A 26,138-nucleotide genomic window follows, 5' to 3' on the forward strand; every position below is an offset into this window, starting at 1 on the left:
CCGAGATGGCCGGCAGGCGCTTGCAGCGGACCGCAAACTGCAGCAGAGTGCGCGGCCCTTGTCCGTCCCTGGAATTCCGCATGCGCCTCGGCATCGACTTCGGTACCAGCAATTCTGCCGCCGCCATCGTGCACGAGGGCCGCCTGTTGCCGATCCGCTTCGGCGATGCCGAACAGTTCCGCACCAGCGTCTACTTCCCAGGCGTGGTACCCGATCCGGACGACTTCCAGCCCGATGCCAGCCAACAGCATGCGCTGGAGCAGATGATCGACAGCGCGGCGCGTGCCGCCCGCGCTGCCGGCCAGGAGCGCCCGCCGCAGGCGCTGCGCCGCGAAGCATTGCGCGCACTGCGCCGCGAATGGATGGAAGCCCGTGCCCGCGAAGCGCGCAGCGCCAGCGACCTGCTGCAGAACGCGATCTACGGCGATGACGCGCTGGAAGCCTATTTCGAGGAGCATGAAGGCAACCTCGTGCAGAGCCCCAAGTCGATGCTCGGCTACAACCTGCACCCGCGCGCGAAGCAGACCATCACCGGCATTGCCGCGCATATCCTTGAGCACATCCGCCTGACCGCCAGCGCGCAGCTCGGCCGGCCGCTGCGCACCGCCCTGCTCGGCCGCCCCGTGCAGTTCCGCAGCTCGATCGGCGAGGCCGGCAACGCGCAGGCGCTGGACATCCTGCGCGAGGCGGCGGCGCAGGCCGGCTTCGACCGCATCGATTTCCTGGAAGAACCTGCCGCAGCGGCGATGCACTATCACGCCGGAAGCGCGACACGGCACCAGGCCGTGATCGTCGACATCGGCGGTGGCACGACCGACATCGCCCATGCCGAAGTGGGGGGACCAGTACCCCCGCATATCCACCGTGCCTGGGGCATCGCCCGTGGCGGCACCGACATCGACCTGGCCCTGAGCCTGTCCAGCTACATGCCGCTGTTCGGTCGTGGCATCACCCGCGTGCCCGCCCACCACTACGTGGAAGCCGCCACCGTGCAGGACATGACCCGCCAGCGCGACTTCCGCCAGCACAACTACGATGCGGTCGACGCACCCTGGGGCCCGCGCCTGCAGGCACTGCAGGACACCGGCAACACCGCGCGCCTGTACCGTGATGTCGAGCGCGCCAAGATGGCCCTGAGCAGTTCTGCCACGCACCGCAGCACGCTGGACTACATCGGCCGCGACCTGCACGCCGACAGCAGTGCCGAGGGCCTGGCCAGTGCGGCCCATGGCTACCTGGAACAGATCCGCACGCTGCTCGCCCAGGTGCGCAGCGACATCGGCGGCGACCCGGACGCGGTGTTCCTGACCGGTGGCATGTCCCGTGCGGGTTACCTGCGCCAGGCCGTGGCGGAGGCGTTTCCGGGTGCCCGGATGGTCTACGGGGAGCCTTCACTCGGGGTGGTACAAGGCCTGGCGCTGGCCGCAGCCAGCCGGGATTAACAAAACGTTACGCAGGGTTTGCTACCCTCGGTAGGCTTGATCCACAGCTGTACCTTCCATCGGCCCTGCCGGTGTGTGTTCCGGGTGCAGCGCGGCCCGCCACGCGGGTCTTGCGGCCGTGCCTTCCTGGCTCGTTCATGGCCGCGCATCACCCGAGCCGCCATCGAGACCCGCTTTGGGCACCCGCCAGGCCCCTGTGGCCTTACAACCTGACGCCGCACCTGCACCCATCGACTGCCGCCGTTGTGACGCGGTCTGTTGCCGGCTGCCGGTACTGCTGCAGCCCGGCGACCACGTGCCCGGCCAGTTCCTCGCGCGCGACGCCCACGGCCGGGCCGTGATGGCGCGCAACGAGGAAGGCTGGTGCGCGGCGATCGATCCCTATCACCTGCGCTGCACGATCTATTCGCAGCGCCCGGCGATCTGCCGCCAGTTTTCGATGGGCGGCGATGACTGCCGCCGCGAGCGGCAGGATTACCTGCGCCAGGCCGATGCCTGTGCGCTTTCCTCCCCTTCCACCTGACAGGAGCAACCATGCCCCGCAAGGCAAAGACCCCCGCGAAGGCTAACAACAGCATCCGTAGCGAACGCAAGGGTGCAGCCGCCAGTACTGTGGTCAGCAGCGACTCGATCGCGTCTGACCTGGCCGCGTTCCGCAAGGCCGGTGGCAAGATCGAAGTGCTGGGTACGACCTGGGCGCTAAAGAAAGCCAGCTGACCCTCCCTGACCGCGGCGGCGCTGCCGCCGCGGCCTGCCGGTCGATGCTCAGCGGTCCAGTCGGACCCGCACGCTGCCCGAATGCGACTGGATGCGGATATCGCCGTCACCGCCCCCCAGCCGCGTGTCGAGATTGCTGCCCGGCCCATAACGCGGCCGCTCCACCGTGCCGGCATCACTGTTGATCGAACCGCTGAAGCTGTTCACCGACAGCTGCGCCGATACGGTCCGCGGCAACCGCAGATTGACCGATGCGCTCACCGATTCGACGTTGATGCGCCCCCCCGGCGCCAGACCGGCAGCGGCCAGTTCGATGCTGCCTGACACCGTCTCCACCGCCAGGCGCTGGATGCGCCCCGCATCGACATCCACGCGTCCGGACACGGTCTGCGCACCGATGTCGCCGGACACGCCTCCGCCCGCGTCAATGCGGCCGCTGACGGTGTTCACGTCCAGCCGCGGCGTCTGCAGGCGGGCAGTGACGCTGCCGCTGACCGTGTTGAGCTTGGTGTCGCCGCTGCGGCCTGCCGCGGACAGGCTGCCGCTGACCGTATCGGCCTGCAGCCGACGCACATCGATGCCACTGATGTCCTGGCTCGCACTGACGGTGCTGAGCAGCAGTTCCGCCGAGCGTGGCACGTTCAGCACCAGGGTGGCCCCGCCATTGTTGCTGCGGCGTGGATATTCCACCTCCCACCGCACGCGGTTGGCACTCTTCTCCTGACGCAGCTGCAGGCCGTCGCTGAGGCTGCCGGTGAGCTGGACCTCGTTGCGGTCCCAGCCGCGCACGGTGACCTTGCCGGCCACGTTGCTCAGTTCAATCCGGCCACCGGTGGCGAGTGCATGGCGTTCGTCGACGCGCGTGTCGGCCAGTGCCACAGCCGGTACCAGCAGCAGCGCGGCGCAGCAGAAAAGAAGGGGTCGCATCATGGGTCTCCTCAGGTTGTCAGTCCGGCGGCGGCCTGCGCCGCCTGCCGGGTCAGTTCCAGCCGCAGCGCATAGGTGCGCTTGAGCTGTCCAAGCAGGTGCGGCGCACGTGGATCCTGCGCCATCGCCGCGCGGATCTGCTCCGCGCTGCGGTCGAGTTCGTGCAGGGCCGGTTGCCACTCCGCTGCCCCGCCCTGCGGCAGGGAGGCCACCGCCTGCTGGTACTGCTCGGTCATCGCTGCGGCCTGCAGCTGCAGCCCGGAAGGCGCTGGCGTGGCCTGCGGCGGCTGCCACCACGGTGCCACCGCGTAGACCGCCAGGCTGGCGGCCAGCGCCGCGCCCACCGGCAGCCACCAGCGCCGTCGCGGACGCGGCGTCATCGCCACCACCTTGCCTGCTGCCGGGAGCGGTCCGGGGGCGGACCCGCGCGGTGGCAGGCTGGCCGACAGCCGCGCCCAGCCGTCCTCCGGAACGCTGCGCTCGCGGGGCAGGGCGCGCAGGCGCGCGAGCAGGTCGTGGTCGTGGTCGTAGTCGGGGTCGTTCATCGTCATGTCATGTCTCCCAGCCGTGCACGCAGCAAGCCACGCGCACGATGCAACTGTGCCTTGGAACTGCCGACAGCCATCTGCAGCTGCTCGGCGATTTCCTGGTGTTTCCAGCCTTCGATGTCGTGCAGCACCAGCACCGCCCGCGCCCGCGGGGGCAGCGTCGCCAGCGCACGTTCCAGGTCGCGCTCCGTGCCGGCGCAGCGGTCATGCACGGCCAGCTCCGGTACACCACCGTCCACGTCATCCAGGCTGTCGTGATCGTGCCCTCCCGCCCGGCCGCGCAGTTCCATCAGCGCCGCGTTGACCCCGAGACGATGCAGCCAGGTCGACAGGCTGCTTTCGAAGCGGAACCCGGGCAGTGCCTTCCACGCCTGCAGGAACGCTTCCTGCAGCGCATCCTCCGCACGTGCCTGCTGGCCGCCACACAGCCTCCACAGCACGGCGAACACCCGTGGCGCATGGCGTCGATACAGCAGTTCGTAGGCCGCTGTATCGCCACCGGCTGCCGCCCGTACCAGGGCAGGTTCGTCGACGGCGTCGGAGGCAGCAGGCGGTGCGGGCATGGTGGTGTCGAGCATAGTCCTTGGATGCGCCAGTCCCGCAGAAGGTTTAGATCGGATTCCTGCCAGGCACGATGCAACCTTTTCGGCGGCCGCTGCATCCATGGAGGGTCCTTCGTGAAATACCGTCCGGGAGCCCGCCATGTCCAGCCCATCGTGTGCCGCCCTGCTGGCCGTCGCTGCCTGCGTCGCGCTGCAGGTGCTTGGCCTGTCGCTGCAGCTCCACCCCGAGCGCGGCCGGGCCTGCCTGCAGCAGCAGCGCCAGGAGCTGGTGTGCCTGGCGTGGAGGCCGATGGTCGAATCGCCGGCACGTGCCGGGTAACATCGGCGACCACCACCGCTACCTGCTGTCGCCCCATGATGTTGTCGCTGAAGGATCACCTGCCGGCCTGGACCCATCCCTGGCTGCACAACATGGGCATCGCCCTGCAGATCGCGCTCGTCCTGCTGGCCGCCTGGCTGCTGCGGCTGCTGGCGCGCCGCCTGATCCGCCGATTCGCCGACCACTACACCCTGCCGCCGGAAATGGTGATGGGCGCGCGCCGCATCACCAGTTTCGTGGTCTATTTCAGTGCACTGCTGTACATCCTGAGCCTGCTGGGGGCCTCACCGGCAGTGCTGTGGACGGCATTCACGGGCTTTGCAGCCGTCGGTGCGGTGGCCTTCTTCGCGGCCTGGAGCGTGCTCTCCAACATCTTCTGCACGCTGCTGATCTTCACTACCCGCCCGTTCCGCCTGCATGACTACATCGAGGTGCTGGAGAACGGCGAGAAGCCCGGACTGAAGGGCCGGGTGATCGATGTGAACCTGATCTACACCACGTTGCAGGAGACCGGCGAAGGCCACGAAGGCACGGTGCTGCAGCTGCCGAACAACCTGTTCTTCCAGCGCACCGTACGCCGCTGGCGCGATCCGGCACAGGCACCGGGCGGCATCCAGGGCGACGGCTGAGCCGCCCACATCAACGCAGCTGGCTGTCTTTGCTGCCGCGACGGTTGTAGCTGCTGTGCGCCTGCTCTTCCTCATCGTGCGCCTGCTGGCAGGCCACGCACAGCCGTACGCCGGGCACGGCGTTGCGCCGCGCCAACGGAATCGGTGCGTCGCATTCCTCGCAGTGCTCCAGACCCGGGCCCTGGCGCAGCTGGCGCCGCGCGCGGGCAATCGCATCGTCTACCGTCGCGTCGATCTGGTCCTGGACCGCGCCATCTCCCGCCCAACCGGTAGCCATGTCTGTCCTCCGCAGGTGTGTGGCCTGATATGGGGACGATACACCCACGGAAAAGGCCGGGCAGTGCCCCGCCCGGCCCGTGCTTCAGCTACCTGTCTGCCCGTGGGGACGCCTGGGGCAGCGGCTTACCAGACCAGATCGTCAGGAATCTGGAACTGCGCGTAGTAGGCATCATCTTCGGCGTTGCCGGTGGAGATCTCCTCCGTCGAGCCCGGCTGCCCGTGGTCGACCACGATGGCTTCCGGCGCGCGCTCGCGCACCTTTTCCGCCGCAGCACGCGGCAGCAACGCGTAACCCTCGCCCTGGGCGACGATGACCAGCACGCCCACCGACAGCGCCTTGCGCAGCTTGGGGTCGATCAGCAGGGTGCGGATCGTGCTGCCATCGCTGAAGCGATACTCGTCCTCGCCCTTATGCGGCACGGCATGGGCAGCGATGATCTGCTTTGCCTGCGCCTTCTGCTCGGCCAGCCTGGCCTGTGCGTTGCGCTCGGCGGCCAGGGCACGATCACGCTCGATCTTCTCGGCGCGGGCGCGTTCAGCCTCACGCTGGACCTCGGCCGACGTCGATTCAGCCTTGCCCTGGCGCGCCTTGGCCTGTTCGCGTGCGGCGGCGCTGGCCTGCGACTTCTTGGCCAGGCCGGCCTTGAGCAATTGTTCCTGCAGCGCGTTGGGCTTTGCCATGGTCGGTGCGTACCGCGTGTAATCTTGGATGCCCCCATTCTACCGACGCCCCGCCGCCCCTGCATGGCAGTCCTGAAGTACCTCACCGGTTATCCCGAACCCCTGGTCGCCCAGGTCAGCGAACTGCTGGCGCAGGGCCGGCTCGGCCCGTGGCTGCAGCAGCGCTATCCCGAGCCCCATGAGGTGCGCAGCGACCGCCAGCTCTACGACTACACCCAGGAGCTGAAAGACCGCTACCTGCGCAAGTCGGTACCGCTCAACAAGGTCTGCTACGACAACACGCTGGAAGTGATCAAGCATGCATTGGGCACGCATACCGCCATTTCCCGCGTGCATGGCAGCCGCCTCAAGGCCAGCCGTGAGATCCGCATCGCCACGGTGTTCCGGCAGGCGCCGGCCGCCTTCCTGCGCATGATCGTGGTGCACGAACTGGCGCATCTGAAGGAAGCCGACCACAACAAGGCCTTCTACCAGCTCTGCCAGCACATGGAGCCCGATTACCTGCAGCTGGAATTCGACACCCGCCTGTACCTGACCGAGCTGGCCAACCGCAGCCAGCGCTGACCGCGCGCAGGGGCTACACTGCGCGGCCCCCGCCCGACCTGCCCGCCCATGGAACCGATACGCCTCGACAAACGCTTGTCCGCCCTGCTCGGCATCCCGCGCGGCGAAGCGCGGCGCTACATTGAAGGTGGCTGGGTCACGGTCGATGGCGAGGTGGTCGAACAGCCACAGCGCCCGGTCGATGACACGGCGGTGATCGTGGTCGATGAACAGGCCAATGACAGCAAGGCCGAGCGCGTGGGCATGCTGCTGCACAAGCCGGCTGGTGCTGCCGCCGAAACCCTGTGTGCGCTGGTCAGCAGCAACAGCCACAGCGCTCTGGACGCCAGCGGCATCCGGCCACTGCAGCGCCATTTCCACGGGTTGCAGCTGGCTGCGTCCCTGCCCGCGGCAGACAGCGGCCTGGTCGTGGTCAGCCAGGACCCGGCCACGCTGGCCCACCTGCAGCGCAATCTCGGCCGCACCGAACAGGAGTATCTGGTCGAAGTGGCAGAAGGCGGGCCGGAACGGGGCCCCTGGCTGCTGGCCCGGCTGCAGCAGGAGTCGGGCGGGGCCAAGGTGAGCTGGCAGAGCGAGCAGCGGCTGCGCTTCGCCGGCAAGGGGCTGACGGCCAAGGGCCTGAAGACCGCGGTGGCTGCCGCTGGCCTTCAGGTCACCGCCCTGCGCCGCCTGCGCATCGGCCGGGTGGCACTGGGCCCGCTGCCGCCGGGACAGTGGCGCTACGTGGGCAGCGACGAACGGTTCTGACGCGCGCCGCCGCGCGGCACGCCGATCCACTAGCATGGGGCCATGAGCCCGCCTGCGCCTGTGTGGCGACGCCTGTTGCGCGTCGTTGCGATCATCTTCGCCATCCTCCTGCTGCTGGTCCTGTCCGGACTGCTGCTGGCCGACCACCTGACGCCACAGGCGCACGGTGAGCCGTCGCACGTACTGCCGCTGCAACCGGCGCAGACCCGCATCGACCAGCAGGTCGTGCCGCTGCAGGAGGCGCACCCCGGGCAATCCGGCGTGGCCTTCCTCGGCGATGGCATGGATGCATTCGCGGCGCGCGCGATGATCACCGCGCAGGCCGGGCGCAGTCTGGACCTGCAGTACTACATCTGGCACGACGACCTGATCGGTCACCTGATGGCCAGAGCGCTGCATGACGCCGCCGAGCGCGGGGTGCGCGTGCGCATCCTGCTGGACGACATGAATGCCAAGGACAAGGACGCGCTGATGATGGCGCTGGACCGGCATCCGAACATCGAGATCCGGCTCTACAATCCGTTCCGCAACCGCAGCGGCATCCTGCGCATGGTGGAGATGGTGCAGCGCTTCTTCAGCGTGAACCACCGCATGCACAACAAGAGCTGGATCGCCGATGGCCGTGTTGCCATCGTCGGTGGCCGCAACATCGGCGAGGAGTATTTCAGCGCGCGCACGGATGTGAACTTCCAGGACCTGGACCTGCTGGTCGCCGGCCCTGCCGTTGCACAGGCGAACCGGATATTCGACGACTACTGGAACAGCCCGGCGGCGATTCCGGTCTCCGCGCTGGCCTTCCATACCGACGCGCAGCTTCGCCTTCTGGTGCGTGAGTCCGACCATGAAGCGCAGCGCGATGCTGCCCGGCCCTATCTTGCGCGCGTGGCCGAATCACGCCATCGGCAGCGTCCCAGCCCCGAGCCGCTGCACTGGAGCAGCACCGTGCGCATCGTCTCGGATCCGCCGATGAAACACCGCAACGACGACCGCGGCAGCTGGCTCGTTACCGGGCTGATCGGTGAACTGGAGTCTGCGCGCAGCAAGGCCTTGTTGATTTCGCCCTACTTCGTGCCGGGCAACGAGGGCCTGGACGGGCTCTCGGCAATGGCGTCGCGCGGCGTGCACGTGGGCATAGTGACCAACTCCCTTGCCGCCAACGACGTTGCGGCCGTGCACGGCGGCTACATGGGCTACCGCGTGCCCCTGCTGAACGCCGGCGTGCACCTGTATGAGCTGAAGGCACAGGGCCAGGCGGGCGATGCAGGCCTGTTCGGCAGCAGCGGGGCCAGCCTGCACACCAAGGCCTTCCTGGTGGACGACCACCGTGGCTTCGTCGGTTCCTTCAACCTCGACCCGCGCTCGGCCTATCTCAACACCGAAATGGGGGTGCTGTTCGACGATCCCGTGCTGGGCGCGCAGCTGCGCGACGAGTACCTGCGCCTGGCCGACGCCAGGCACAGCTGGTGGCTGGCAGTGGACAACCGCGATCGGCTGCGCTGGCTGGAGCGTGAGCCTCCGCCGCGCTGGGTGGAGGACGAGCCAGGTGCTACGCGGCGCCAGCGCTGGCTGTCGCGGATCATCAGCTGGCTGCCGGTGGAATCGCAGCTGTAGCGCTCAGTGTGCCCTGGCCTCGCCTTCATGCGGGGCGTCGTCCAGTGTTTCCACGCTGCGACCATGCAGGCGCCGCCAGATCCAGCGAAGCGCATGGGGCGGAGCCGACGGCAGCTGCTCCAGCAGGGCCAGCATGCGGCCCTGGGTGGAGTGGCCATGCCGGCACAGCAGGCTCGCCGCCGCCGCTGCGCTGCCCAGCCGCAGGCTGTCGGACAGAGGGCCCGAGGCGTCGGCCGCCAGGGTCTGGTGTACCGGGTCGGGCAGCTCCCAGGCGGCGGCCACCCGCTGTGCCAGCGGCAACGACCACTGCTGCAGCAGCTGCAGAGCCAGGGCCGGCTGCACGTCCTCGCCGCGCGCCTGGGCTTCCTGCAGCAGCTGGCGCATCACCAGCGCCGCACCGAGTCCCTGCACCAGGCCCAGCCACTGCGCAGCGAAGGCATCGCCGGAGTTCACGCTGCGTGCGTGGTCGGCAGCAGCACGCGATGCCAGCAGGGCGTGCTCCCAGGTGATCGTGCTGAACTGCGGGAACCGCTCGCACTGAACCTGCATCACCGGCTGCACCAGCACCGCACTGATGATCTGCCGCACGCCTTCCGTGCCGACCAGGGTCACCGCCCGCTGCAGGCTCTCGACCGGGCGTTCGTGCACCTTGTACGCGGGACTGTTGGCGATACGCAGCAGGTTGCCCGTGAGTACCGGATCCTGGCCGATGATCGCCGCCATCACCCGTGCCGAGGCGGCATCATCGTTGACGGTCTGGATCAGCTGCGGCAGCAGCTGCGGCCGGCGCGGCAGCTGCCGCGTCGCCCAGTCGCGATCCTGCAGCGCGTCCGCCACCGCCTGCGCCAGTCCGGCGCTGGCGGCATCGACAGGGCCGGGCTCGCCCGCCAGTCGCGGGTACAGCGCCAGCGCGTGCAGGCCACGCTGCAGCTGCGCGGCGATCTCTCCCGGGGGCACTGGGTCTCCCTGCAGGCGGGCAGCCGCAGCGGCCACCGCCTGACGCGGCCCCGCCGACAGACGCGACGGCGCCGCGCCGGTCAGCGACGCAAGCCAGCCGCGTACCCTGCGTGCCCAGGCCAGCGTCACCGGCCGTGATCCTGTCGATGTCGTACTGCGCTCGCCATGGCCCGTCTCTGTCTCTTCACACGATCCGGCCACTGGCCATCGACGCAGCATCGGCCGCGCTTTCATCTTCTTTAACCCGCAGTGCCCGTCGACGTCGACGGCAGACACTCGGGGAATGGACTAGAATGGCGCCGCGCGACCCGTCCCCCTGCACCGACGACGTCGCTTTTTTTGTTTTGGGACCCTACCGTTCACTGGTCGTTCGCTGCAGTTCGCCGCCGTTCGCACCATCGGAGACGCCATGCTATTCGAAACCCTCGCCACCACCGGCCACGAACAGGTGGTGTTCTGCCACAGCCATGACGCCGGCCTGAAGGCGATCATCGCCATCCACAACACCACCCTGGGCCCGGCCCTGGGCGGCGTGCGCATGCGTCCCTATGCCAGCACCGACGAAGCGCTGGCCGACGTGCTGCGGCTGAGCCGGACGATGACCTACAAGAATGCGCTGGCCGGCCTCAATGTCGGTGGCGGCAAGGCGGTGATCATCGGCGATCCGAAAGCGGACAAGACCGAAGTCCTGTTCCGCGCCTTCGGTCGCTATGTCGATTCGCTGGGTGGCCGCTACATCACCGCCGAAGACGTCGGTACCGACGTCAACGACATGGAGAACATCTACCTGGAAAGCCAGTTCGTGACCGGCGTCCACCAGGTGCATGGCGGCTCCGGAGATCCCGCACCGTTCACCGCCTACGGCGCGCTGCAGGCGTTGATGGCGTCGATGCGTTTCAAGTTCGGCCACGAGGAAGTGGGCAAGACCAGCATCGCAGTGCAGGGCCTGGGCCACATCGGCATGGAACTGGTCAAGCTGCTGCGCGACCGCGGCGCGAAGCTGTATGTCACCGACCTGGACGCGGCCCTGGTCGATCGCGCAGTCAGCGATTTCGGCGCCGAAGCAGTGAAGCCGGACGAGATCCACGAAGTGAATGCCGACGTCTTCGCGCCGTGCGCGCTGGAAGGCTCGATCAATGCCGACACCCTGCCGCGGATCAAGGCCAAGATCATCTGTGGCACCGCCAACAACCAGCTGTCCAGCCTGGAAATCGGCGATGAACTGCACGCGCGCGGCATCCTGTACGCACCCGATTACGCGGTCAATGCCGGTGGCGTGATGAACGTGTCGCTGGAGATCGATGGCTACAACCGCGAGCGCGCGATGCGCCTGATCCGCAGCATCTACCACAACCTGACACGCATCTTTGAACTGTCGCAGCGCGAGAACATCGCGCCGCAACGTGCGGCCGACCGAATCGCCGAGAGCCGCATCCTGTCGATCGGCAAGCTGAAGATGCCGCTGGGCCGCAGCACCCCGCGCCTGGGCAATCTGCGCGGCGGTTGACCGCCCCTGCCGGGCCTCGGCACGGCGCCCCTCCGGGCGCCGGCAACCCCATGATGGATCAGAACCCGGCACTGTAACGCAGCGCCGCTTGCCGTGCGTCATCACCGCCGACACGCTGATCGATGCCCAGGCTCAGACGGCCACTCCGCCCCCACCACGACTCCAGCGCAAGCCCGAGCAGGGCGCTGCCACGCGGTGAGTCGGCACCTGGCAACGGTGCCCACGCGTCGACACCGACGAAGCTGGCCTGCCACTCCCCGGCGCCGCCCTGAAGGCGCTGCTGCCATTCGGCGTGCCCGCGCAGCGTCCAGCGTCCCCAGCCGCGCTCGCCGCGCAGCCCCGCCAGCAGTTGGCTGCGCTGCGCACGATTGGCTTCACCCCGCAGGCCGAAACCGAAGCCGCCGCGCTCGTTGAACGCCGCGGTATCCACCCGCGTGGCACTGGCACCGACATACGGTGTCAACGACGCGCCGACGGTGCCGAAGCGATAGCCGCTTTCGACACTGGCGCTGCTGAATCGACCGCCGTAGCGCGCGGAAACGCCGTAGGCACCTGCACCCAGCAGCAGCTGCCGGTCCAGTTCGCGGGTGAACCGCCCTGTGCCGAACTGTGCCAATGCATAACCGTGCCCAACGCTCCAGCCGGCATACAGCTGCGCCTGCGCCTGGCGGTCCTGCCCGCGGTCACCGTTGAAGGCACTGCCACCGTTGCTGCGTGTTTCACCGAACGCCATGCCCAGCAGGCCATGGCTGCCCAGCGGCACGTCCTGACCGGCCATCCAGCCCCGGCTGTCGGTCGCGCTGCCGGCGAAACTGCCCTGCCCTGCCTCACCCAACGTGCTCTGCCAGGCACCGCGCAGCGCAGGCAGAGCCTGCACGCGATCGAAACGGGCGGCCACCGCGCGTCGCGACATGTCGATGCTGTCGAAGGCCGCCGCCTCGGCACGCGCGTGGGCCTTGCCGGACAGGCTCTCCAGCGTGGCCGCCAAGCCCGTGCTGCGCTGCAGGCCGGCCGCTGCGCCACCGAATGGTGAATCCTGCAACGCGTGGTTGCCGTCCAGTTCGACGAACGCGCCTTCCAGCCGCGCCGCAGTTGTCTGCACACCGGCATTGAGCCCACGCGCAGCGGCGGTGACACTGATCCGGGTCAGGTTCAACCATGCGTTGTTGCTGTCATAGCCATAGCTGGTCTGCAGCAGGGCCAGCCCCTGCAGGCCACTGGATGTGGCCGCGGTGCTGAAGGTGCCGGTCAGGCCGGCTGCGGCATGGATCAGATCCTGCCGGGTACCGTCCTGCGGCACGTAGCCATCGACGAATCCGTGGACGTGCACGCCACCGTCCAGACGGGCGCTGCCGGTGACCTGCAGCGCGTTGGCCCCCAGCGCGATCATCAGCTGTGCGCCGGCCTGCTGCACGTAGTTGCCTTCGATGGTCGCCGTGGTGTTGGCAGTGGTCAGGAACACACTGCTGCCGTTGGTCACATTGCCGACCACGCGGGGCGTGCCGCCATTGAACTGCAGGCCGCTGGATGATGGATCGGCCTGCGGCAGGATGCTCACGCTGGAACGGATCACGCCGCCGTCGCGCAGCGACAGCACACCGCCTTCGATGCGGGTGGCACCGCTGTAGCTGCTGTTGCCGGTCAACGCCAGCACGCCAGCGCCCTGCTTGACCAGGCCGCCACTGCCGACGATGTCGTTGCTCCAGACCGAACCGGTGGATGCTGCGTCGACATTGGCAATCACGTCGCCCCAGTCGAAACGTCCCGGCCCGTTGATGGCCCTGCCGATGTCGAGCAGGCCGTAGCCGAACACCGGGTCCACGCCGGCGGCGCCGATGTCCTTGGCCGTGCCGAGCAGGGTCTGCCGTACCAGGTTGTTGTCGAAGTACGGATACCGCTCCCACACCAGCGCGGCTGCGCCCGACACCAGAGGTGCGGCGAAGGACGTGCCGTAGTTCCAGAAGTAGCTGGTGCCCGCGTCATCCGGATAGACCGCGCTGCCCGGCGCCGCCAGACAGTAGCGCGCCGCCTGGCCGCAGGCATTGGCGTAACCGGCCAGCGTGTCCGGCGCGTAGGGATCGACGGCCGTGGCCACCAGCCAGCCGCGCTCCAGATCCGCAGCCGGTCGCGAGCCTGCCACGCCCGCCTGGCCCGGCAACGCCGCCAGGCTGCTGGGCTCGCTGCGCGCATCGTTGCCCGCGGCGAACACCACCAGCCCGCCGTGATTGATGACGAAAGGCCGGTACTCGCCGGCGACCTGGGCGGTGGTGGGCAGGTCGGTCCAGTACAGCCCGCCCCAGGAATTGTTCATCACCTTGACGTTGTAGCTGATCAGGTCGCGGTGCACCTGGGCCACTCCGAGGGTGCCGCTGAAGGAATTGCCCTGGCCGCTGCCGTCGTCTGCCGGCGGCTTGTCGGAGATGATCCGCGCCGACACGATCTGCGCACCGGGCGCGATGCCGCCGGGCCAGCGCCCGACCGCTGCGCCCGCGGCCAGGCTGGCGACGGCAGTGCCATGGCCGACCACATCGTCCACGCCCAGATTGTTGCGGGCAGGGTCGATGTAGGTGAGGTTGGCCACTACCCGCCCGTTCAACGCGGCGGCCGCGCGCTGCACGCCCGAATCGACGATGCCGATGCGCACGCCCCTGCCGGTGGCACCGGTGGCCTGCGCGGCACCCGCATGGGTGACCGACAGGTGCGCATCGAAGGCCGGCTCCAGCGGTTTGGGCGGGGGCGGCGTGGTCGGCGGCGGCGGTGCAGGCGGCGGCGTGGTGGGCGGCGGGTCAACGCGCACGTTGCCACCGCCACCTCCGCCCCCACACGCCGTCAGCGCCATCGCCAGCGCCGCTGCCAGGACCGACCGTGCCATCGTCGTGCGTTCCATCGATTCCATCCCATGAACGTTGGCCCGCCTTCATCCCGGCGGGCATGCGGCGCCATCCAGCGGCAGCCATCCCCGACCCTCTATACTTGGGCCGACCCCCACGCAGTCTGCCGGGAAACCGGAGCGCATCCAACGCCCCCCGGTCTCCTTTCCGAACATTGCTTACGCATCAACGAGATTGCCATGTCCAACATCGTCATCGCCGCCGCCAAACGCACCGCCATCGGCTCCTTCCTCGGCCAGTTCAACGGTGTGCCGACCCCGACCCTCGGCGCGGCCGCCATCGCCGCAGCGCTGGAGCAGTCCGGTGTCCCGGCCAGCGACGTTTCCGAAGTTCTGATGGGCTGCGTGCTGCCGGCCAACCTCGGCCAGGCGCCCGCCCGCCAGGCCGCGATCGCCGCCGGCATCCCGCTGTCCGTCGGTGCCAGCACCCTCAACAAGGTGTGCGGCTCGGGCATGAAGACCATCATGCTCGGGCATGACCTGATCAAGGCCGGTTCGGCCAAGGTCGTGGTTGCCGGCGGCATGGAGTCGATGTCCAACGCGCCGCACCTGCTGCCCAACTCGCGCACCGGCAACCGTTTCGGCAACTTCCAGGCGGTGGACCACATGGCCCACGATGGCCTGGTCAACGCCTACGACGGCAAGGCCATGGGTGAATTCGCCGAATGCGCCGTGGACAAGTATCAGTTCAGCCGCGAGGAGCAGGACGCCTACGCCATCGAATCGGTCAAGCGCGCGCAGGCGGCGCAGACCAACGGTGCGTTCGCCGACGAGATCGTCGCGGTGAAGGTGGCCACCCGCAAGGGTGAGGTCGAGGTCGACACCGATGAACAGCCCGGCCGCTCGGACATCGCCAAGATTCCGACCCTGCGCCCGGCATTCAAGAAGGACGGCAGCGTGACCGCTGCCAGCTCGTCCAGCATTTCCGACGGCGCCGCCGCCGTGGTGCTGCTGACCGAGGAAGACGCCAAGGCCCGCGGCATCACCCCGCTGGCACGCATCGTCGGCCACGCCACGCATTCGCAGGAGCCGGAGTGGTTCACCACCGCACCGATCGGCGCCATCCACGCATTGCTGCAGAAGACCGGCTGGTCGCTGGACCAGGTGGATCTGTTCGAAATCAACGAAGCCTTCGCCGTGGTGGCGATGGCCCCGATGCGCGAACTGGGCATTCCCCATGACAAGCTCAACGTGAATGGTGGGGCCTGCGCATTGGGCCATCCGATCGGCGCATCCGGGGCACGCCTGGTGGTGACCCTGGTCAACGCCCTGCGCACGCGCGGTGGCAAGCGCGGCATTGCCACCCTGTGCATCGGTGGTGGCGAGGCGACCGCAATTGCCATCGAATTGATTTAAAAAGGTTTAACTGCGATTTCGCAAAAATGAATGCGGGATCGCTTGACAGCCAAACGTGGCTTGTCATCATGTTGTCGGCGCGCAGTTGCGCGTTGCCTAATCTAACGACGAGGATTCACACAATGAGCATCAACAAGCTGCTGGTCGCGATGTCCCTGGCTCTGGCCCTGGCCGCCTGCTCGAAGCAGGAAGCTGCCCAGGACGCCGCTGCTTCGGCCAACGAAGCCGCCACCGAAGCCCAGGCTGCTGCCGATCAGGCCGCCGCTGCTGGCGCCCAGACCGCCGACGCTGCCCAGCAGGCCGCCGACACCGCCGCCACCGCTGCTGACGCTTCGGCTGACGCCGCTGCCCAGGCTGCTGGCGCCGCTACCGACGCTGCTGCTGAACAGGCCAAGGACGCTGCCAAGGCTGCCGAAGGCACCGCCGAGCAGGCCAAGGACGCTGCTGAAGAAGCCAAGAAGTAATAACTTCTTTCTTCACGCTGTTCTGGAAAAGCCGCTGGTTCGCCAGCGGCTTTTTCTTTGCATCGCGTTCCGCGACCCCGCCTTCACAAGGGCGTGAATAGGCTGGCGTCCCCATCCATTGCCGCAGTGCACTACCGGAGACCGCCATGAAGATCCGCTCGCTGACCCTGTCCCTGCTGGCCGCTTCGCTGCTGATCGGCCTGGCCGCCTGCAAGGGCCCGGAAGCCGAACAGGCCCGCCGGGATGCGCGGCAGGCTGCCGACAGCGCAGGCGCCGCCGCCCGTGACGCAGTCGACCAGGCCGCCGCAGCTACCCGCGAGGCCGCCGACAAGACGGCAGCTGCATCCGAGCAGGCGGCGGCCGATACCCAGCAGGCGCTGGACAAGGCGGCCGACGCTACCGCCAATGCTGCTGACCAGGCCAAGGTCGCCGCCACCGACGCCGCTGCACACGCCAGCGATGCGACCGCGGACGCCGCACAGAAGGTCGCCGACAAGGCGCGTGATGTCGCAAATGACGCGAAGGCGAACGCGGCCAAGGAAGAAGCCAAGCACTGAGCCGCGTCCGGTACTGCAGAGCGCCGCAGCCACGCTGCGGCGCTCTACAGAATTCCACGCTACGGCAGCGCGCGCGCCAGGATTTCCGACAGGTCCAACCCGGCCGGCAGGGTGCCGAACACCCATCCATGTTCACCGCCGAGCCGGCTGCGGATGAACGCATCCGCCACCGGACTGCGTGCACGCAGCAGCAGCGCCGCCTGCAGCAGCAATGCGGTGCGCTCGCAGAACATCCGCGCCTGCGACTCTTCCGGTGCCGGGGTCGTTACCCAGCGCTGCAGCGCAGCGGCATAGCGCGCATCGCGATCAGCCACCGCCGACAGCTCGCCCTGCAGTGCGGCCAGCGTCTCCGGTTCGCGGGCCAGTGCCCGCAGCACATCCAGGCACTGGATGTTGCCACTGCCTTCCCAGATCGAGTTCAGCGGCGCCTGCCGGTACAGGCGCGGCAACATTGATTCCTCCACATAGCCCGCGCCGCCCAGGCATTCCTGCGCCTCGTTGACGAAGGTCGCCGCCCGCTTGCACACCCAGTATTTGCCCAGCGCCGTGCCCAGCCTGGCCAGCGCCGCCTCGCCGGCATCGAAGGACGCACGGTCCACCGCACGCGCGATGCGCATCGACAGCACCGTCGCCGCTTCCGATTCCAGTGCGAGGTCGGCCAGCACGTTGGCCATCAACGGATGCTCCACCAGCAACCGGCCGAAGGTGCGGCGGTAGCGGGCATGGTGCAGCGCCTGCGCCAGCGCCATGCGCATTTCCGCTGCGGCACCCAGCATGCAGTCCAGGCGGGTCATCATCACCATGCCGATGATGGTGGCCACGCCACGCCCCTCTTCGCCCACCCGCCACGCCTGCGCGCCGCAGAACTCGACCTCGCTGGACGCGTTGGCCCAATCGCCCAGTTTGTCCTTCAGCCGCACCAGGCGGAATGCATTGCGGTCGCCATCGGCAAGCCGGCGCGGCATCAGCAGACAGGTCAGTCCGCCCGGTGCCTGCGCCAGCACGAGGAAGCCATCGCACATGGGTGCCGAGAAGAACCACTTGTGGCCGACCAGCCGATAGCGCTCGCCGTCGATGGGCTCTGCTCCCGTGGTGTTGGCGCGCACATCCGAGCCCCCCTGCTTCTCGGTCATGCCCATGCCCAGGGTGATGCCGGCCTTGTCGGCCACCGGTACGTCGCGCGGGTCGTACACCGGTGCGGCGGCCTTGCGCGCCCATTCGGCCAGGTTCGGCTGCGACCGCAGCACCGCTACCGCCGCATGGGTCATCGTCAACGGGCAACTGGTACCGGCCTCGGCCTGGTGGTGCAGATAGCTCAGCGCCGCGCGTGCAACATGCGCACCCGGCTGCGGCTCATGCCAGGACAGGCCGGCCACGCCATGCGCCTTCGCGGCGGTCATCAGCTGGTGGTAGGCCGGATGGAACTCCACCGTATCGATGCGATGCCCCTGCGCGTCGTGGGTGCGCAGGCGCGGGCGGTCGCGGTTGGCATCGAATCCGAGCCGGTACAGCTCGTCACCGGCCAGCGCACCGTACTGCGCCAGGCGCGGGACGAAGGCTGCGGCGCCTTCGCGATGCACCGCCTCCATCAACGCTGCGTCATCGGTCCACAGCTGGCGCCCGGCGAACGGTGGCGGCTGATTGAGCACCACATGGGTCTCGAAGGGGGCAGTGCTGCTGAAACCCGGTCCACTCATGCGATCCATCCGGCGGCAAGAGGTATGCGATCCGATTGTGCCGCATGCTGCGCCAAGCCCGCGTTCAGGCCGGTTCTCACCCCGTGCACGAGCCGCGCGCCACAGTGCAGCCATGGCAGGCAACGACGATCTTGTGATGCTGCGCCCGGAAGGGCTGTACTGCGCTGCTGGCGATTTCCACATCGATCCCTGGCGGCCGGTGCCGCGCGCGGTCATCACCCATGGTCATGGTGACCACGCGCGCCCGGGCATGGGCGAATACCACTGCAGCACGGGCAGCGCGCCGATCCTGCGCTGGCGGCTGGGCGACGTACCGCTGCACGCGCATGCCGAGGGCGCACCCTTTGCGCTGGGCCGGGTGCAGGTGTCGCTGCATCCGGCCGGTCATGTGCTCGGCTCCTCGCAGGTGCGCATCGATGATGGCCGGCAGGTGTGGGTCGCCTCCGGTGACTACAAGCGCCAGCCCGACCCCACCTGTACGCCGTTCGAAGTGGTGCCCTGCGATACCTTCATCACCGAGGCGACCTTCGCCCTGCCCATCTACCGCTGGCCGGACACCGCAGCCGTGGCTGCCGAGATCGCGTCCTGGCGCCAGGAATGCGCGCAGCGCGGCGAAGCCGCCGTCCTGCTCTGCTACGCATTGGGCAAGGCCCAGCGCGTGCTGGCCGAGCTGCTGGCACGGGGCGAACCGCCGGCATGGCTGCACGGTGCCATCGCCAATGGCGTGGCCGTCTATCGCGCTGCGGGCATCCCGATGCTGGACACGATCGCCGTCGCCGAACAGGGGCGCCAGGCCGATGCGGCCGGACGGCTGATCCTCGCCCCGCCCTCGGCCGCCGGCACGCCCTGGCTGCGCCGCTTCGGGCACCACCAACTGGGTTTCGCCTCCGGTTGGATGCAGCTGCGCGGAAACCGCCGGCGCCGCAACGTCGATCGTGGCTTCGTGATCTCCGACCACGCCGACTGGCCCGCGTTGCTGCGTACCATCGAGCAGACCGGCGCACGCCGCGTCATCGCGACCCATGGCAACACCGATGCGCTGATTCCGTTCCTGCGCGAGCGCGGTGTCGCCGCGGAGGCTTTCCGCACCGATTTCGGGAGCGAGGAATGAAGGCCTTCGCCGCGCTGTACCAACGCCTCGATCGCAGCACCGCCACGCTGGACAAGCGCGCGGCGCTGGTCGATTACTTCCGTCACGCGCGACCGCACGATGCGGCCTGGGCCCTGTTCCTGCTCAGTGGTGGCAAGGTCGGGGGTGCGCGCCGGAAGATCGCTGCCAGCGGCGAGCTGCGCCGCTGGATCGGCGAGGAAGCCGGACTGCCTGCGTGGCTGGTCGAGGACAGCTATGCGCAGGTCGGCGATCTGGCGGAGACACTGACCCTGCTGCTGGACGACCCAACGGCAATGGCGCCGGACCGCCCTCTGGCCGACTGGATCGAACAGCATCTGCTGGCCGTGGCCAATCAGCCCGAGCCCGAGCGACGTGCAGCCGTGGTCGAGGGCTGGCGCCAGCTGCCCGCGAACGAACGCCTGGTGTTCAACAAGCTGCTGACCGGTGCACTGCGCGTCGGCGTGTCGCAGCGGCTGGTCCAGCAGGCACTGGCCGAACTGTCCGGACTGGACATCGCGCGCATCGCGCAGCGCATGCTGGGCACCTGGGTGCCCTCGCCCACCCTGCTCGCACAGCTGCTGTCGCCGGAAGAACTGCCGCTGGACCGCCAGCAGCCATATCCGTTCTTCCTCGCTTCGCCGCTGGAAGGTGAGCCCGGTGATCGCCTGGGCAGCATCGACGACTGGCTGCTGGAATGGAAATGGGACGGCATCCGCCTGCAGCTGCTGCGTCGTCGCGGCGAGGTGGCGCTGTGGTCGCGTGGCGAAGAGCGCCTGGACGGCCGGTTCCCCGAGATCGAGCAGGCCGCCGCACTGCTGCCGGAGGGATCGGTGCTGGATGGCGAACTGCTGGCCTGGGATGAGCCGGCCGATCTTCCCAAAGCCTTCACCGCCCTGCAGACCCGCATCCAGCGCCGCAAGCCGGGCGCCACCACGCTGCGTACGACACCGGTGCGGATGCTGGCCTACGACCTGCTCGAACGCGACGGCAACGACCTGCGCGCATTGCCGCTTCAGCAGAGGCGCGTGCAGCTGGCGGAACTGCTCGGCACGCTCGGCGATGCGCGCATCCAGCTGTCGCCGGAGGTGCCCGCCGGGGACTGGGCACGGGCGGCCGCGCTGCGCGACGCGGCGCGCGAGCGCGGCGTGGAGGGCCTGATGCTGAAGCGCCGCAACTCGGCGTATCAGTCCGGCCGGCGCCGTGGCGACTGGTGGAAGTGGAAGGTCGATCCACTCACCATCGATGCCGTGCTGCTGTACGCACAGGCCGGCCATGGCCGGCGCAGCACGCTGTACACCGATTACACCTTCGGCGTATGGGACGGCGATGCGCTGGTTCCGGTGGCCAAGGCCTACTCGGGCCTGGACGATCAGGAAATCCTCGCCCTCGATCGCTGGATCCGCGCCAACACCCGCGAGCGCTTCGGACCGGTACGCAGCGTCCGCGCCGAGCAGGTGTTCGAACTCGGCTTCGAGGCGGTCAACCGCAGTGCACGGCACAAATCAGGAATCGCCGTGCGTTTTCCGCGCATCCTGCGCTGGCGCCACGACAAGCCGGCCAGCGAGGCCGATCAGCTGGCGACGCTGCAGGCCCTGGCACGATGACGCGGAGCGAGGCCCTGCAGCGGCTGAACGGCTGGTTTGCCAGCCGCGGCTGGAAACCCCTGCCCTTCCAGCGCGCCATGTGGCGTCACTACCTGGCGGGCGAATCGGGCCTGCTGCATACCCCCACCGGCAGCGGCAAGACGCTGGCGATGTTCGGCGGACCGCTGCAGCAGGCGATGATCGCGCCCGCGCCCGCACCCGCCCGCCCCAGCGCGGTGCGCCCATTGCAGGTGCTGTGGGTGACCCCGCTGCGTGCCCTGGCCAGCGACACCGCACGCGCACTGCAATCGGCCGTCGATGGCCTGGGCCTGGGGTGGCGCGTGGGCCTGCGCAGCGGCGACGCCAGCCAGCGCGAGCGGCGCCTGGCGCGCGAAGGGCGCATCGACGTGCTGGTGACCACGCCCGAATCACTGGCACTGCTGCTCACCTACCCCGATACCCTGCCACGCATGCATCAGCTGCGCTGCGTGGTGGTCGACGAATGGCATGAACTGCTGGGCAACAAGCGCGGCGTGCTGCTGCAGCTGAATCTTGCACTGCTGCGCGACACCACGCCTGCGTTGCAGCTGTGGGGATTGTCGGCCACGCTGGGCAATCTGCCGCAGGCGCGCGACGTGCTGCTGCCGGACAGGCCGGATGCACCCATCGTCGAAGGCGCGCGCCAGCGTCCGGTCACCGTCAGCAGCCTGCTGCCGGCACCGGGCGAGCGCTTTCCCTGGGCCGGACATCTTGGCCTGGCGCAGCTTCCGCGCGTGCTGGAAGCGCTGATGGCCGCGCGCAGCAGCCTGCTGTTCACCAACACGCGGGCGCAGGCCGAACTGTGGCACCAGGCGCTGGCGGCGGTGTGGCCGGAGGATGCCGCCACGCTGGCGCTGCACCACGGTTCGCTGGACCCCGCACTGCGTCAGCAGGTGGAAGACGGCCTGCGCGCCGGTGCGATGCGCTGCGTGGTTGCCACCTCCAGCCTGGATCTGGGCGTCGATTTTCCCGAAGTGGACCAGGTACTGCAGCTCGGCAGCCCGAAGGGCGTGGCGCGGCTGCGCCAGCGCGCCGGCCGTGCCAGGCATCGCCCCGGCGCCAGCGGCAGAATCCTGTGCGTGCCCAGCCATGCGCTGGAACTGGCCGAGTACGCCGCCGTCCGCCGCGCGCTGCGCGACGGCGTGGTTGAAGCCAGGCGACCGCCAACCCTGTCGCTGGACGTGCTCGCCCAGCATGCGGTCAGCCGCGCGTTGGCGGGGGGATTCACCAGCCGCTCGCTGCTGGCGCAGGTGAGGCGCACGCACGCATTCGCGCACCTGGGCGACGCGCAATGGCAGGCTGTCCTGGACTTCATCGTGCAGGGGGGACGGGCACTGGCGCAGTACCCGGACTTCCACAAGGTGGTGCTCGACGCGGACGGCTACCATCGCGTGCACGACCGCCGCCAGGCCCTGCGCCATCGCTTGTCGATCGGCACCATCAGCAGCGATGGCGCCGTGCGTGTGCAGTTCCTGCGCGGCGGTGGCCTCGGCTCGGTGGAAGAACAGTTCGCCAGCCGCCTGCGCAGAGGCGATCGATTCCAGTTCGCCGGGCGCATGCTGGAGCTGGTGCAGCTGCGCGACATGACCGCCTATGTGCGCCTGGCCCGCAAGGGCGGTGAAGGCACCGTCCCGCGCTGGCAGGGTGGCCAGCTGCCCCTGTCGATGCCGCTCGGGCGCGAACTGGAAGCGGTGCTGTCCGGCGCGGACGACAGCGCCGAGTCGCGCTGGCTGGCCCCTCTGATGGCACTGCAGTCGCGCCTGTCTGCCCGGCCATCGCCTGCGCACCTGCTGCTGGAAGACGTGCGCCGCCGCGAAGGCCAGTTCGTGTTCGTCTATCCCTTTGCCGGACGCCACATCCACGAGGCACTGGCGGCGTTGCTGGCGCTGCGCTGCACGCGCCGGCAGCGCAACAGCATCGGCTATGCCGTCAATGACCACGGGCTGGTGCTGGCACCGACGCAGCCGATCGAGCTGCAGGCGGAGCAATGGAAGGAACTGTTCGCGGCCGATCAGCTGCTTGAGGACCTGCGTGCCGCCGTCAATCTGGGCGAGCTCGCGCGACGCCAGTTCCGCGGAATCGCACGCGTCGCTGGCCTGCTGGTACCCAGCCTGCCCGGCGGCGCGCCGCGCTCGCTGCGCCAGCTGCAGGCCTCGGCCGGACTGCTGTACGACGTGCTGCGCGAGCACGACCCCGATCATCTGCTGCTGGCATTGGCCGAGCATGAAGTGCTGCAGGACAGCCTGGATCTGCCGGGCCTGCAGCAGGTGCTCGAACGCATCGGTACGCAGTCACTGTCACTGCAGCATCCCGCCTCGCTGACACCGCTGGGCTTCCCGCTGTGGGCCGAGCGCCTGCGCGGACAGTTCAGCAATGAAGACTGGCGCACCCGCGTGCTGCGTGCCGCACAGCAACTGGAGCGACGCCATGGCCGATGAGCTGGCCGTGACGCTGGGCGGTGAACCCATGCTGCTGCTCGGTGCGCGCGCACTGTGGTGGCCGGCCCGGCAGGCCTTGCTGATCGCCGACCTGCACCTGGGCAAGGCCGACCTGTTCCGCCGCGCCGGCATCGCGCTGCCGTCCGGCGGTACCCGCGACGACCTGCAACGCCTGCAGAGGCTGGTGCAGGCCAGGGCCTGCCGCGAGCTGTGGATACTGGGCGATGTGCTGCATGGGCCGGCGCATCGTGCGGCCTGGTACCGGCAATGGCTGGGATGGCGAGAGCAGCACCCCGCGCTGGCGGTGCATGTGATACGCGGCAATCATGATCGGCACCTGCCGCACGCGGCGCTGCAGGTGGAGCTGCATGACGAGGTGCAGCTGGGCGCGTTCCTGCTGTGCCATGAACCACGGCACGTGCCCGGGGCGCACGTCATTGCCGGGCATATCCATCCACAGATCGCACTGCCGGCGCTGCGTCGCCGCTTTCCGGCATTCTGGCTCCGCGAAGGATTGACGGTGCTGCCGGCATTCTCCGCCTTCACCGGCGGCTGGGTCATCGCACCGGCGCAGGGTGAACGGCGCATCGCCTGTGTCGAACAGGGTCTGGTGGCGATGCCTGGCCGGTAAGGCCAGCGGGCGCGACAGTCAGGCCGGCCGGACGCCCGCCAGCGCCGGCATCAGATGGAAATCGGGCGTGTCGTTGCTCTGCCGGCGCGGCAGTGCCTGGACGGCCGACAGCATTTCCTGCGCGCAGGCGCGGATGTGCGTGTGGTGTTCCGGCAGCGCATGACTGATCAGGCTGCCCACATGGAACTCGAACACATCCTCCAGAACGTCGGGCTGGTCCTCGTGCAGCATCTGCAGCAATCCCCGCAGCTTGCAGATTTCCGATTCCAGCTCTTCGACCGCGAACAACATGGCGTCCTCCTCGTGAACTCGCAGCACATCCGGGCCGCAGCAGGCCGCGACGGCGGCGCCACCCGGGCCACGCGATGTTCGAATCACGGAGAGGAAAACGGGCGACGCAGCTGTGGCGTGCTTCACTCTTGTCGCACAGACGCGGTGAGGTAACCGTTAATTCACGTGATGATGCGATTCACGCAGCCGCCGTGGCAGCCTGCGTGGCAAGCGCAACCGGCGGCCGGGCCAGGGCTTCGAGGAAGGCTGGATCCAGAGCAAGCGAACCGAACCAGCCGTGCTGGGTTCCACTGAGCACCCGCAGCATGTGCCCGCGTCCCCCCGGCAGCCGCCCCATCGGGCCAAGCAGCGCGTCGCGCGCCTTGGCCCACGCATCGCGATCGGACTGGAACAGCGGCGTCAGCCAGCGGCTCCAGCGCTGGTACACCGCCACATGCGCACGCCGCTGCGCCTGGTAAGCCTGCAGTGCCGTCTCACCAGCGCCATGCACACGCAGCGCGTCTCGCAGCGCCAGCGCATCGAGCAGCGCCATGTTCACCCCCTGCCCCAGCTGCGGGCTCATCGCGTGCGCTGCATCGCCGACCAGGACCATGCGCCCCTGATGCCAGCGGGTCATCACCGCATCGCGGTAAACCGCCCGGGACAGCTGTCCGGCATCGTGCAGGTGATCGAAGCGTGCGCTGGCCTCGGGCCAGAGCGCATGCAGTTCCTGCAGCCACGGTTGCATGCCTTCATCTTCCCAACGCGCGAAGTCGGCGCGTGGCAGGCTCCAGAAAAAACTCAGGCGCGGGGTGTCATCACCCGGACGCGTGCCCACCGGCAACAGGCCGATCATCTTGCGTGCGGCGACGTAGCGTTGGCGCAGCTGCTGCACGTGCGGCCACTCTCCGGCCGGCAGCAGGCACCACAATGCGCCCCACGGATAGACGCGGTCGAGGCCAGCGCCGCCGGCAATGGTCGCGCGCAGGGACGACGCTGCGCCGTCGGCCGCCACCACCAGGTCAAACGGGCCATGGGTGCGGCCTTCGTTGTCGCGCAGTTGCCCCCGCGCGGTATCGACCGCGTCGATGGTGGTCCCCGCATGCAGTTGGCCGGCGCCATCGCGGGCCTGGTCCAGCAGCGAGAACAGGGCGCCGCGCTGCATGCCCAGACCGTGCAGGCGGACATCGAGGCCGCCATAGCCCATGTCCATCACCGCACGTCCGCACGGCGTGTCGCCATAAAGCCGATGCACCGGCGCGGCATGCGCGCGCACGGCCTCCAGCAGTCCCATCTGCCACAGCACCTGCAGGCCGCTGGGCTGCAACAGGAAACCGGCGCCGACCGGCCCAGGGGTCGGCACGCGCTCGAAGATCTCAACGTCGTGCCCGTCGCGGGTCAGCAGGATGGCCATCGCCTGGCCAGCGGTGCCGTATCCAATCACGGCAATGCGAAGTCGTTCCGTCATCCGCACATTGTGCCCCAGCCGAATCCGGATCGTTCTCCAGGCCGCGCCCCGGCCGGGGGGGGGCCCCCCGGCCCGCGGGGAGGGAGGCGGGGGGGGGTCGGGCGGGCGGGGCGGGGGGGCCGCGGCGGGGCCGCCCCCCCCCC

At 68.9% G+C, this 26,138-nt stretch carries 26 protein-coding genes; 16 read left to right on the forward strand and 10 right to left on the reverse strand.

All coding sequences use genetic code 11. From position 1 onward, the window contains the following. The first annotated feature begins 80 nt into the window (after positions 1-80). From ACVOME_RS06490 to ACVOME_RS06500, 3 genes are all read left to right on the forward strand, one after another. Positions 81-1,442 carry an Hsp70 family protein gene (locus ACVOME_RS06490; protein WP_481504853.1) on the forward strand — a complete coding sequence of 454 codons (1,362 nt, stop codon included), beginning with the start codon at positions 81-83 and terminating at the stop codon, positions 1,440-1,442. A 229-nt stretch (positions 1,443-1,671) separates the two neighbouring features. Next, the gene (locus ACVOME_RS06495) at positions 1,672-1,965 is read left to right on the forward strand and encodes a YkgJ family cysteine cluster protein (protein ID WP_080375345.1); all 294 of its coding nucleotides are present in this window, start codon (positions 1,672-1,674) and stop codon (positions 1,963-1,965) included. Between the two features lie 11 nt (positions 1,966-1,976). Beyond that, positions 1,977-2,159, forward strand: coding sequence for a hypothetical protein (locus tag ACVOME_RS06500; protein WP_053519936.1), 183 nt, complete (start codon positions 1,977-1,979; stop codon positions 2,157-2,159). A 48-nt stretch (positions 2,160-2,207) separates the two neighbouring features. On the opposite strand, the gene ACVOME_RS06505 is transcribed toward ACVOME_RS06500, so the two are convergent. Genes ACVOME_RS06505 through ACVOME_RS06515 form a run of 3 tightly spaced genes read right to left on the reverse strand, consistent with a single transcriptional unit; the run spans position 2,208 to position 4,212 of the window. After that, a complete protein-coding gene (locus ACVOME_RS06505) occupies positions 2,208-3,089 on the reverse strand; it encodes a DUF4097 family beta strand repeat-containing protein (RefSeq protein ID WP_053519561.1) in 882 nt (293 codons plus the stop codon). Between the two features lie 8 nt (positions 3,090-3,097). After that, positions 3,098-3,631, reverse strand: coding sequence for a hypothetical protein (locus ACVOME_RS06510; protein WP_065174855.1), 534 nt, complete (start codon positions 3,629-3,631; stop codon positions 3,098-3,100). A gap of 2 nt (positions 3,632-3,633) precedes the next feature. After that, on the reverse strand, positions 3,634-4,212 hold the full coding sequence (locus tag ACVOME_RS06515) for an RNA polymerase sigma factor (protein ID WP_065174854.1): 579 nt from the start codon (positions 4,210-4,212) through the stop codon (positions 3,634-3,636). A gap of 124 nt (positions 4,213-4,336) precedes the next feature. Between ACVOME_RS06515 and ACVOME_RS06520 the strand changes: the two genes are divergently transcribed. Together ACVOME_RS06520 and ACVOME_RS06525 are read left to right on the forward strand one after the other, a co-directional pair. Then, on the forward strand, positions 4,337-4,516 hold the full coding sequence (locus tag ACVOME_RS06520) for a hypothetical protein (protein WP_053519558.1): 180 nt from the start codon (positions 4,337-4,339) through the stop codon (positions 4,514-4,516). A gap of 35 nt (positions 4,517-4,551) precedes the next feature. Beyond that, a complete protein-coding gene (locus ACVOME_RS06525) occupies positions 4,552-5,145 on the forward strand; it encodes a mechanosensitive ion channel family protein (protein ID WP_080375333.1) in 594 nt (197 codons plus the stop codon). A 10-nt stretch (positions 5,146-5,155) separates the two neighbouring features. On the opposite strand, the gene ACVOME_RS06530 is transcribed toward ACVOME_RS06525, so the two are convergent. Both ACVOME_RS06530 and ACVOME_RS06535 read right to left on the reverse strand, forming a co-directional pair. Further along, positions 5,156-5,422: a DksA/TraR family C4-type zinc finger protein gene (locus tag ACVOME_RS06530; RefSeq protein WP_053519557.1), complete on the reverse strand. Its 267-nt coding sequence runs from the start codon at positions 5,420-5,422 to the stop codon at positions 5,156-5,158. Positions 5,423-5,547: 125 nt separating this feature from the next. Next, positions 5,548-6,105: a DUF2058 domain-containing protein gene (locus ACVOME_RS06535; protein WP_053519556.1), complete on the reverse strand. Its 558-nt coding sequence runs from the start codon at positions 6,103-6,105 to the stop codon at positions 5,548-5,550. A 63-nt stretch (positions 6,106-6,168) separates the two neighbouring features. Here ACVOME_RS06535 and ACVOME_RS06540 point away from each other — a divergent pair, with 63 nt between their 5' ends. Genes ACVOME_RS06540 through ACVOME_RS06550 form a run of 3 tightly spaced genes read left to right on the forward strand, consistent with a single transcriptional unit; the run spans position 6,169 to position 9,027 of the window. Beyond that, complete coding sequence (locus ACVOME_RS06540; RefSeq protein ID WP_053519555.1) at positions 6,169-6,669, forward strand: M48 metallopeptidase family protein; 501 nt, start codon at positions 6,169-6,171, stop codon at positions 6,667-6,669. A 48-nt stretch (positions 6,670-6,717) separates the two neighbouring features. Then, on the forward strand, positions 6,718-7,416 hold the full coding sequence (locus ACVOME_RS06545; RefSeq protein WP_065181817.1) for an RNA pseudouridine synthase: 699 nt from the start codon (positions 6,718-6,720) through the stop codon (positions 7,414-7,416). A gap of 42 nt (positions 7,417-7,458) precedes the next feature. Then, a complete protein-coding gene (locus tag ACVOME_RS06550; protein ID WP_164151983.1) occupies positions 7,459-9,027 on the forward strand; it encodes a phospholipase D family protein in 1,569 nt (522 codons plus the stop codon). A gap of 3 nt (positions 9,028-9,030) precedes the next feature. Here the strand turns inward: ACVOME_RS06550 and ACVOME_RS06555 are convergent, their stop codons facing one another. After that, positions 9,031-10,113, reverse strand: coding sequence for an HDOD domain-containing protein (locus ACVOME_RS06555; protein ID WP_065174851.1), 1,083 nt, complete (start codon positions 10,111-10,113; stop codon positions 9,031-9,033). 280 nt (positions 10,114-10,393) lie between these two features. Between ACVOME_RS06555 and ACVOME_RS06560 the strand changes: the two genes are divergently transcribed. Beyond that, on the forward strand, positions 10,394-11,491 hold the full coding sequence (locus ACVOME_RS06560) for a Glu/Leu/Phe/Val dehydrogenase dimerization domain-containing protein (RefSeq protein WP_053519551.1): 1,098 nt from the start codon (positions 10,394-10,396) through the stop codon (positions 11,489-11,491). A 58-nt stretch (positions 11,492-11,549) separates the two neighbouring features. Here ACVOME_RS06560 and ACVOME_RS06565 read toward each other — a convergent pair whose 3' ends face one another. Continuing rightward, a complete protein-coding gene (locus ACVOME_RS06565) occupies positions 11,550-14,378 on the reverse strand; it encodes a S8 family serine peptidase (RefSeq protein WP_481504854.1) in 2,829 nt (942 codons plus the stop codon). A 183-nt stretch (positions 14,379-14,561) separates the two neighbouring features. Here ACVOME_RS06565 and ACVOME_RS06570 point away from each other — a divergent pair, with 183 nt between their 5' ends. The 3 genes from ACVOME_RS06570 (at position 14,562) to ACVOME_RS06580 (ending at position 16,758) form a co-directional block, all read left to right on the forward strand. Then, the gene (locus tag ACVOME_RS06570) at positions 14,562-15,737 is read left to right on the forward strand and encodes a thiolase family protein (protein WP_180876121.1); all 1,176 of its coding nucleotides are present in this window, start codon (positions 14,562-14,564) and stop codon (positions 15,735-15,737) included. Between the two features lie 122 nt (positions 15,738-15,859). Continuing rightward, on the forward strand, positions 15,860-16,201 hold the full coding sequence (locus ACVOME_RS06575) for a hypothetical protein (protein WP_053519549.1): 342 nt from the start codon (positions 15,860-15,862) through the stop codon (positions 16,199-16,201). 146 nt (positions 16,202-16,347) lie between these two features. After that, on the forward strand, positions 16,348-16,758 hold the full coding sequence (locus tag ACVOME_RS06580) for a hypothetical protein (protein WP_481504855.1): 411 nt from the start codon (positions 16,348-16,350) through the stop codon (positions 16,756-16,758). A gap of 59 nt (positions 16,759-16,817) precedes the next feature. Here ACVOME_RS06580 and ACVOME_RS06585 read toward each other — a convergent pair whose 3' ends face one another. Next, a complete protein-coding gene (locus ACVOME_RS06585; RefSeq protein WP_481504856.1) occupies positions 16,818-18,455 on the reverse strand; it encodes an acyl-CoA dehydrogenase family protein in 1,638 nt (545 codons plus the stop codon). Positions 18,456-18,567: 112 nt separating this feature from the next. On the opposite strand from ACVOME_RS06585, the gene ACVOME_RS06590 reads away from it, so the two are divergent. From ACVOME_RS06590 to pdeM, 4 genes are read left to right on the forward strand one after another with little or no spacing between them, the layout of a single operon-like run. Further along, positions 18,568-19,566, forward strand: a complete 999-nt coding sequence (locus ACVOME_RS06590) for a ligase-associated DNA damage response exonuclease (RefSeq protein ID WP_481504857.1) — start codon at positions 18,568-18,570, stop codon at positions 19,564-19,566. Beyond that, a complete protein-coding gene (locus ACVOME_RS06595; RefSeq protein WP_053519545.1) occupies positions 19,563-21,170 on the forward strand; it encodes an ATP-dependent DNA ligase in 1,608 nt (535 codons plus the stop codon). Before ACVOME_RS06590 ends, ACVOME_RS06595 begins: the two co-directional genes overlap by 4 nt. Next, a complete protein-coding gene (locus ACVOME_RS06600; RefSeq protein WP_481504858.1) occupies positions 21,167-23,626 on the forward strand; it encodes a ligase-associated DNA damage response DEXH box helicase in 2,460 nt (819 codons plus the stop codon). The genes ACVOME_RS06595 and ACVOME_RS06600 overlap by 4 nt, the downstream gene beginning before the upstream one ends. After that, entirely contained in the window at positions 23,616-24,257 is a 642-nt protein-coding gene (gene pdeM, locus ACVOME_RS06605) for a ligase-associated DNA damage response endonuclease PdeM (RefSeq protein ID WP_481504859.1), read from the forward strand. The genes ACVOME_RS06600 and pdeM overlap by 11 nt, the downstream gene beginning before the upstream one ends. 18 nt (positions 24,258-24,275) lie before the next feature. Here pdeM and ACVOME_RS06610 read toward each other — a convergent pair whose 3' ends face one another. Together ACVOME_RS06610 and ACVOME_RS06615 are read right to left on the reverse strand one after the other, a co-directional pair. Beyond that, entirely contained in the window at positions 24,276-24,548 is a 273-nt protein-coding gene (locus ACVOME_RS06610) for a hypothetical protein (protein ID WP_053519542.1), read from the reverse strand. Positions 24,549-24,726: 178 nt separating this feature from the next. Further along, positions 24,727-25,995: an FAD-dependent oxidoreductase gene (locus ACVOME_RS06615; RefSeq protein ID WP_065174844.1), complete on the reverse strand. Its 1,269-nt coding sequence runs from the start codon at positions 25,993-25,995 to the stop codon at positions 24,727-24,729. Between the last annotated feature and the right edge of the window lie 143 nt (positions 25,996-26,138).

The sequence above is a fragment of the Stenotrophomonas sp. STEN008 genome (assembly GCF_056760435.1).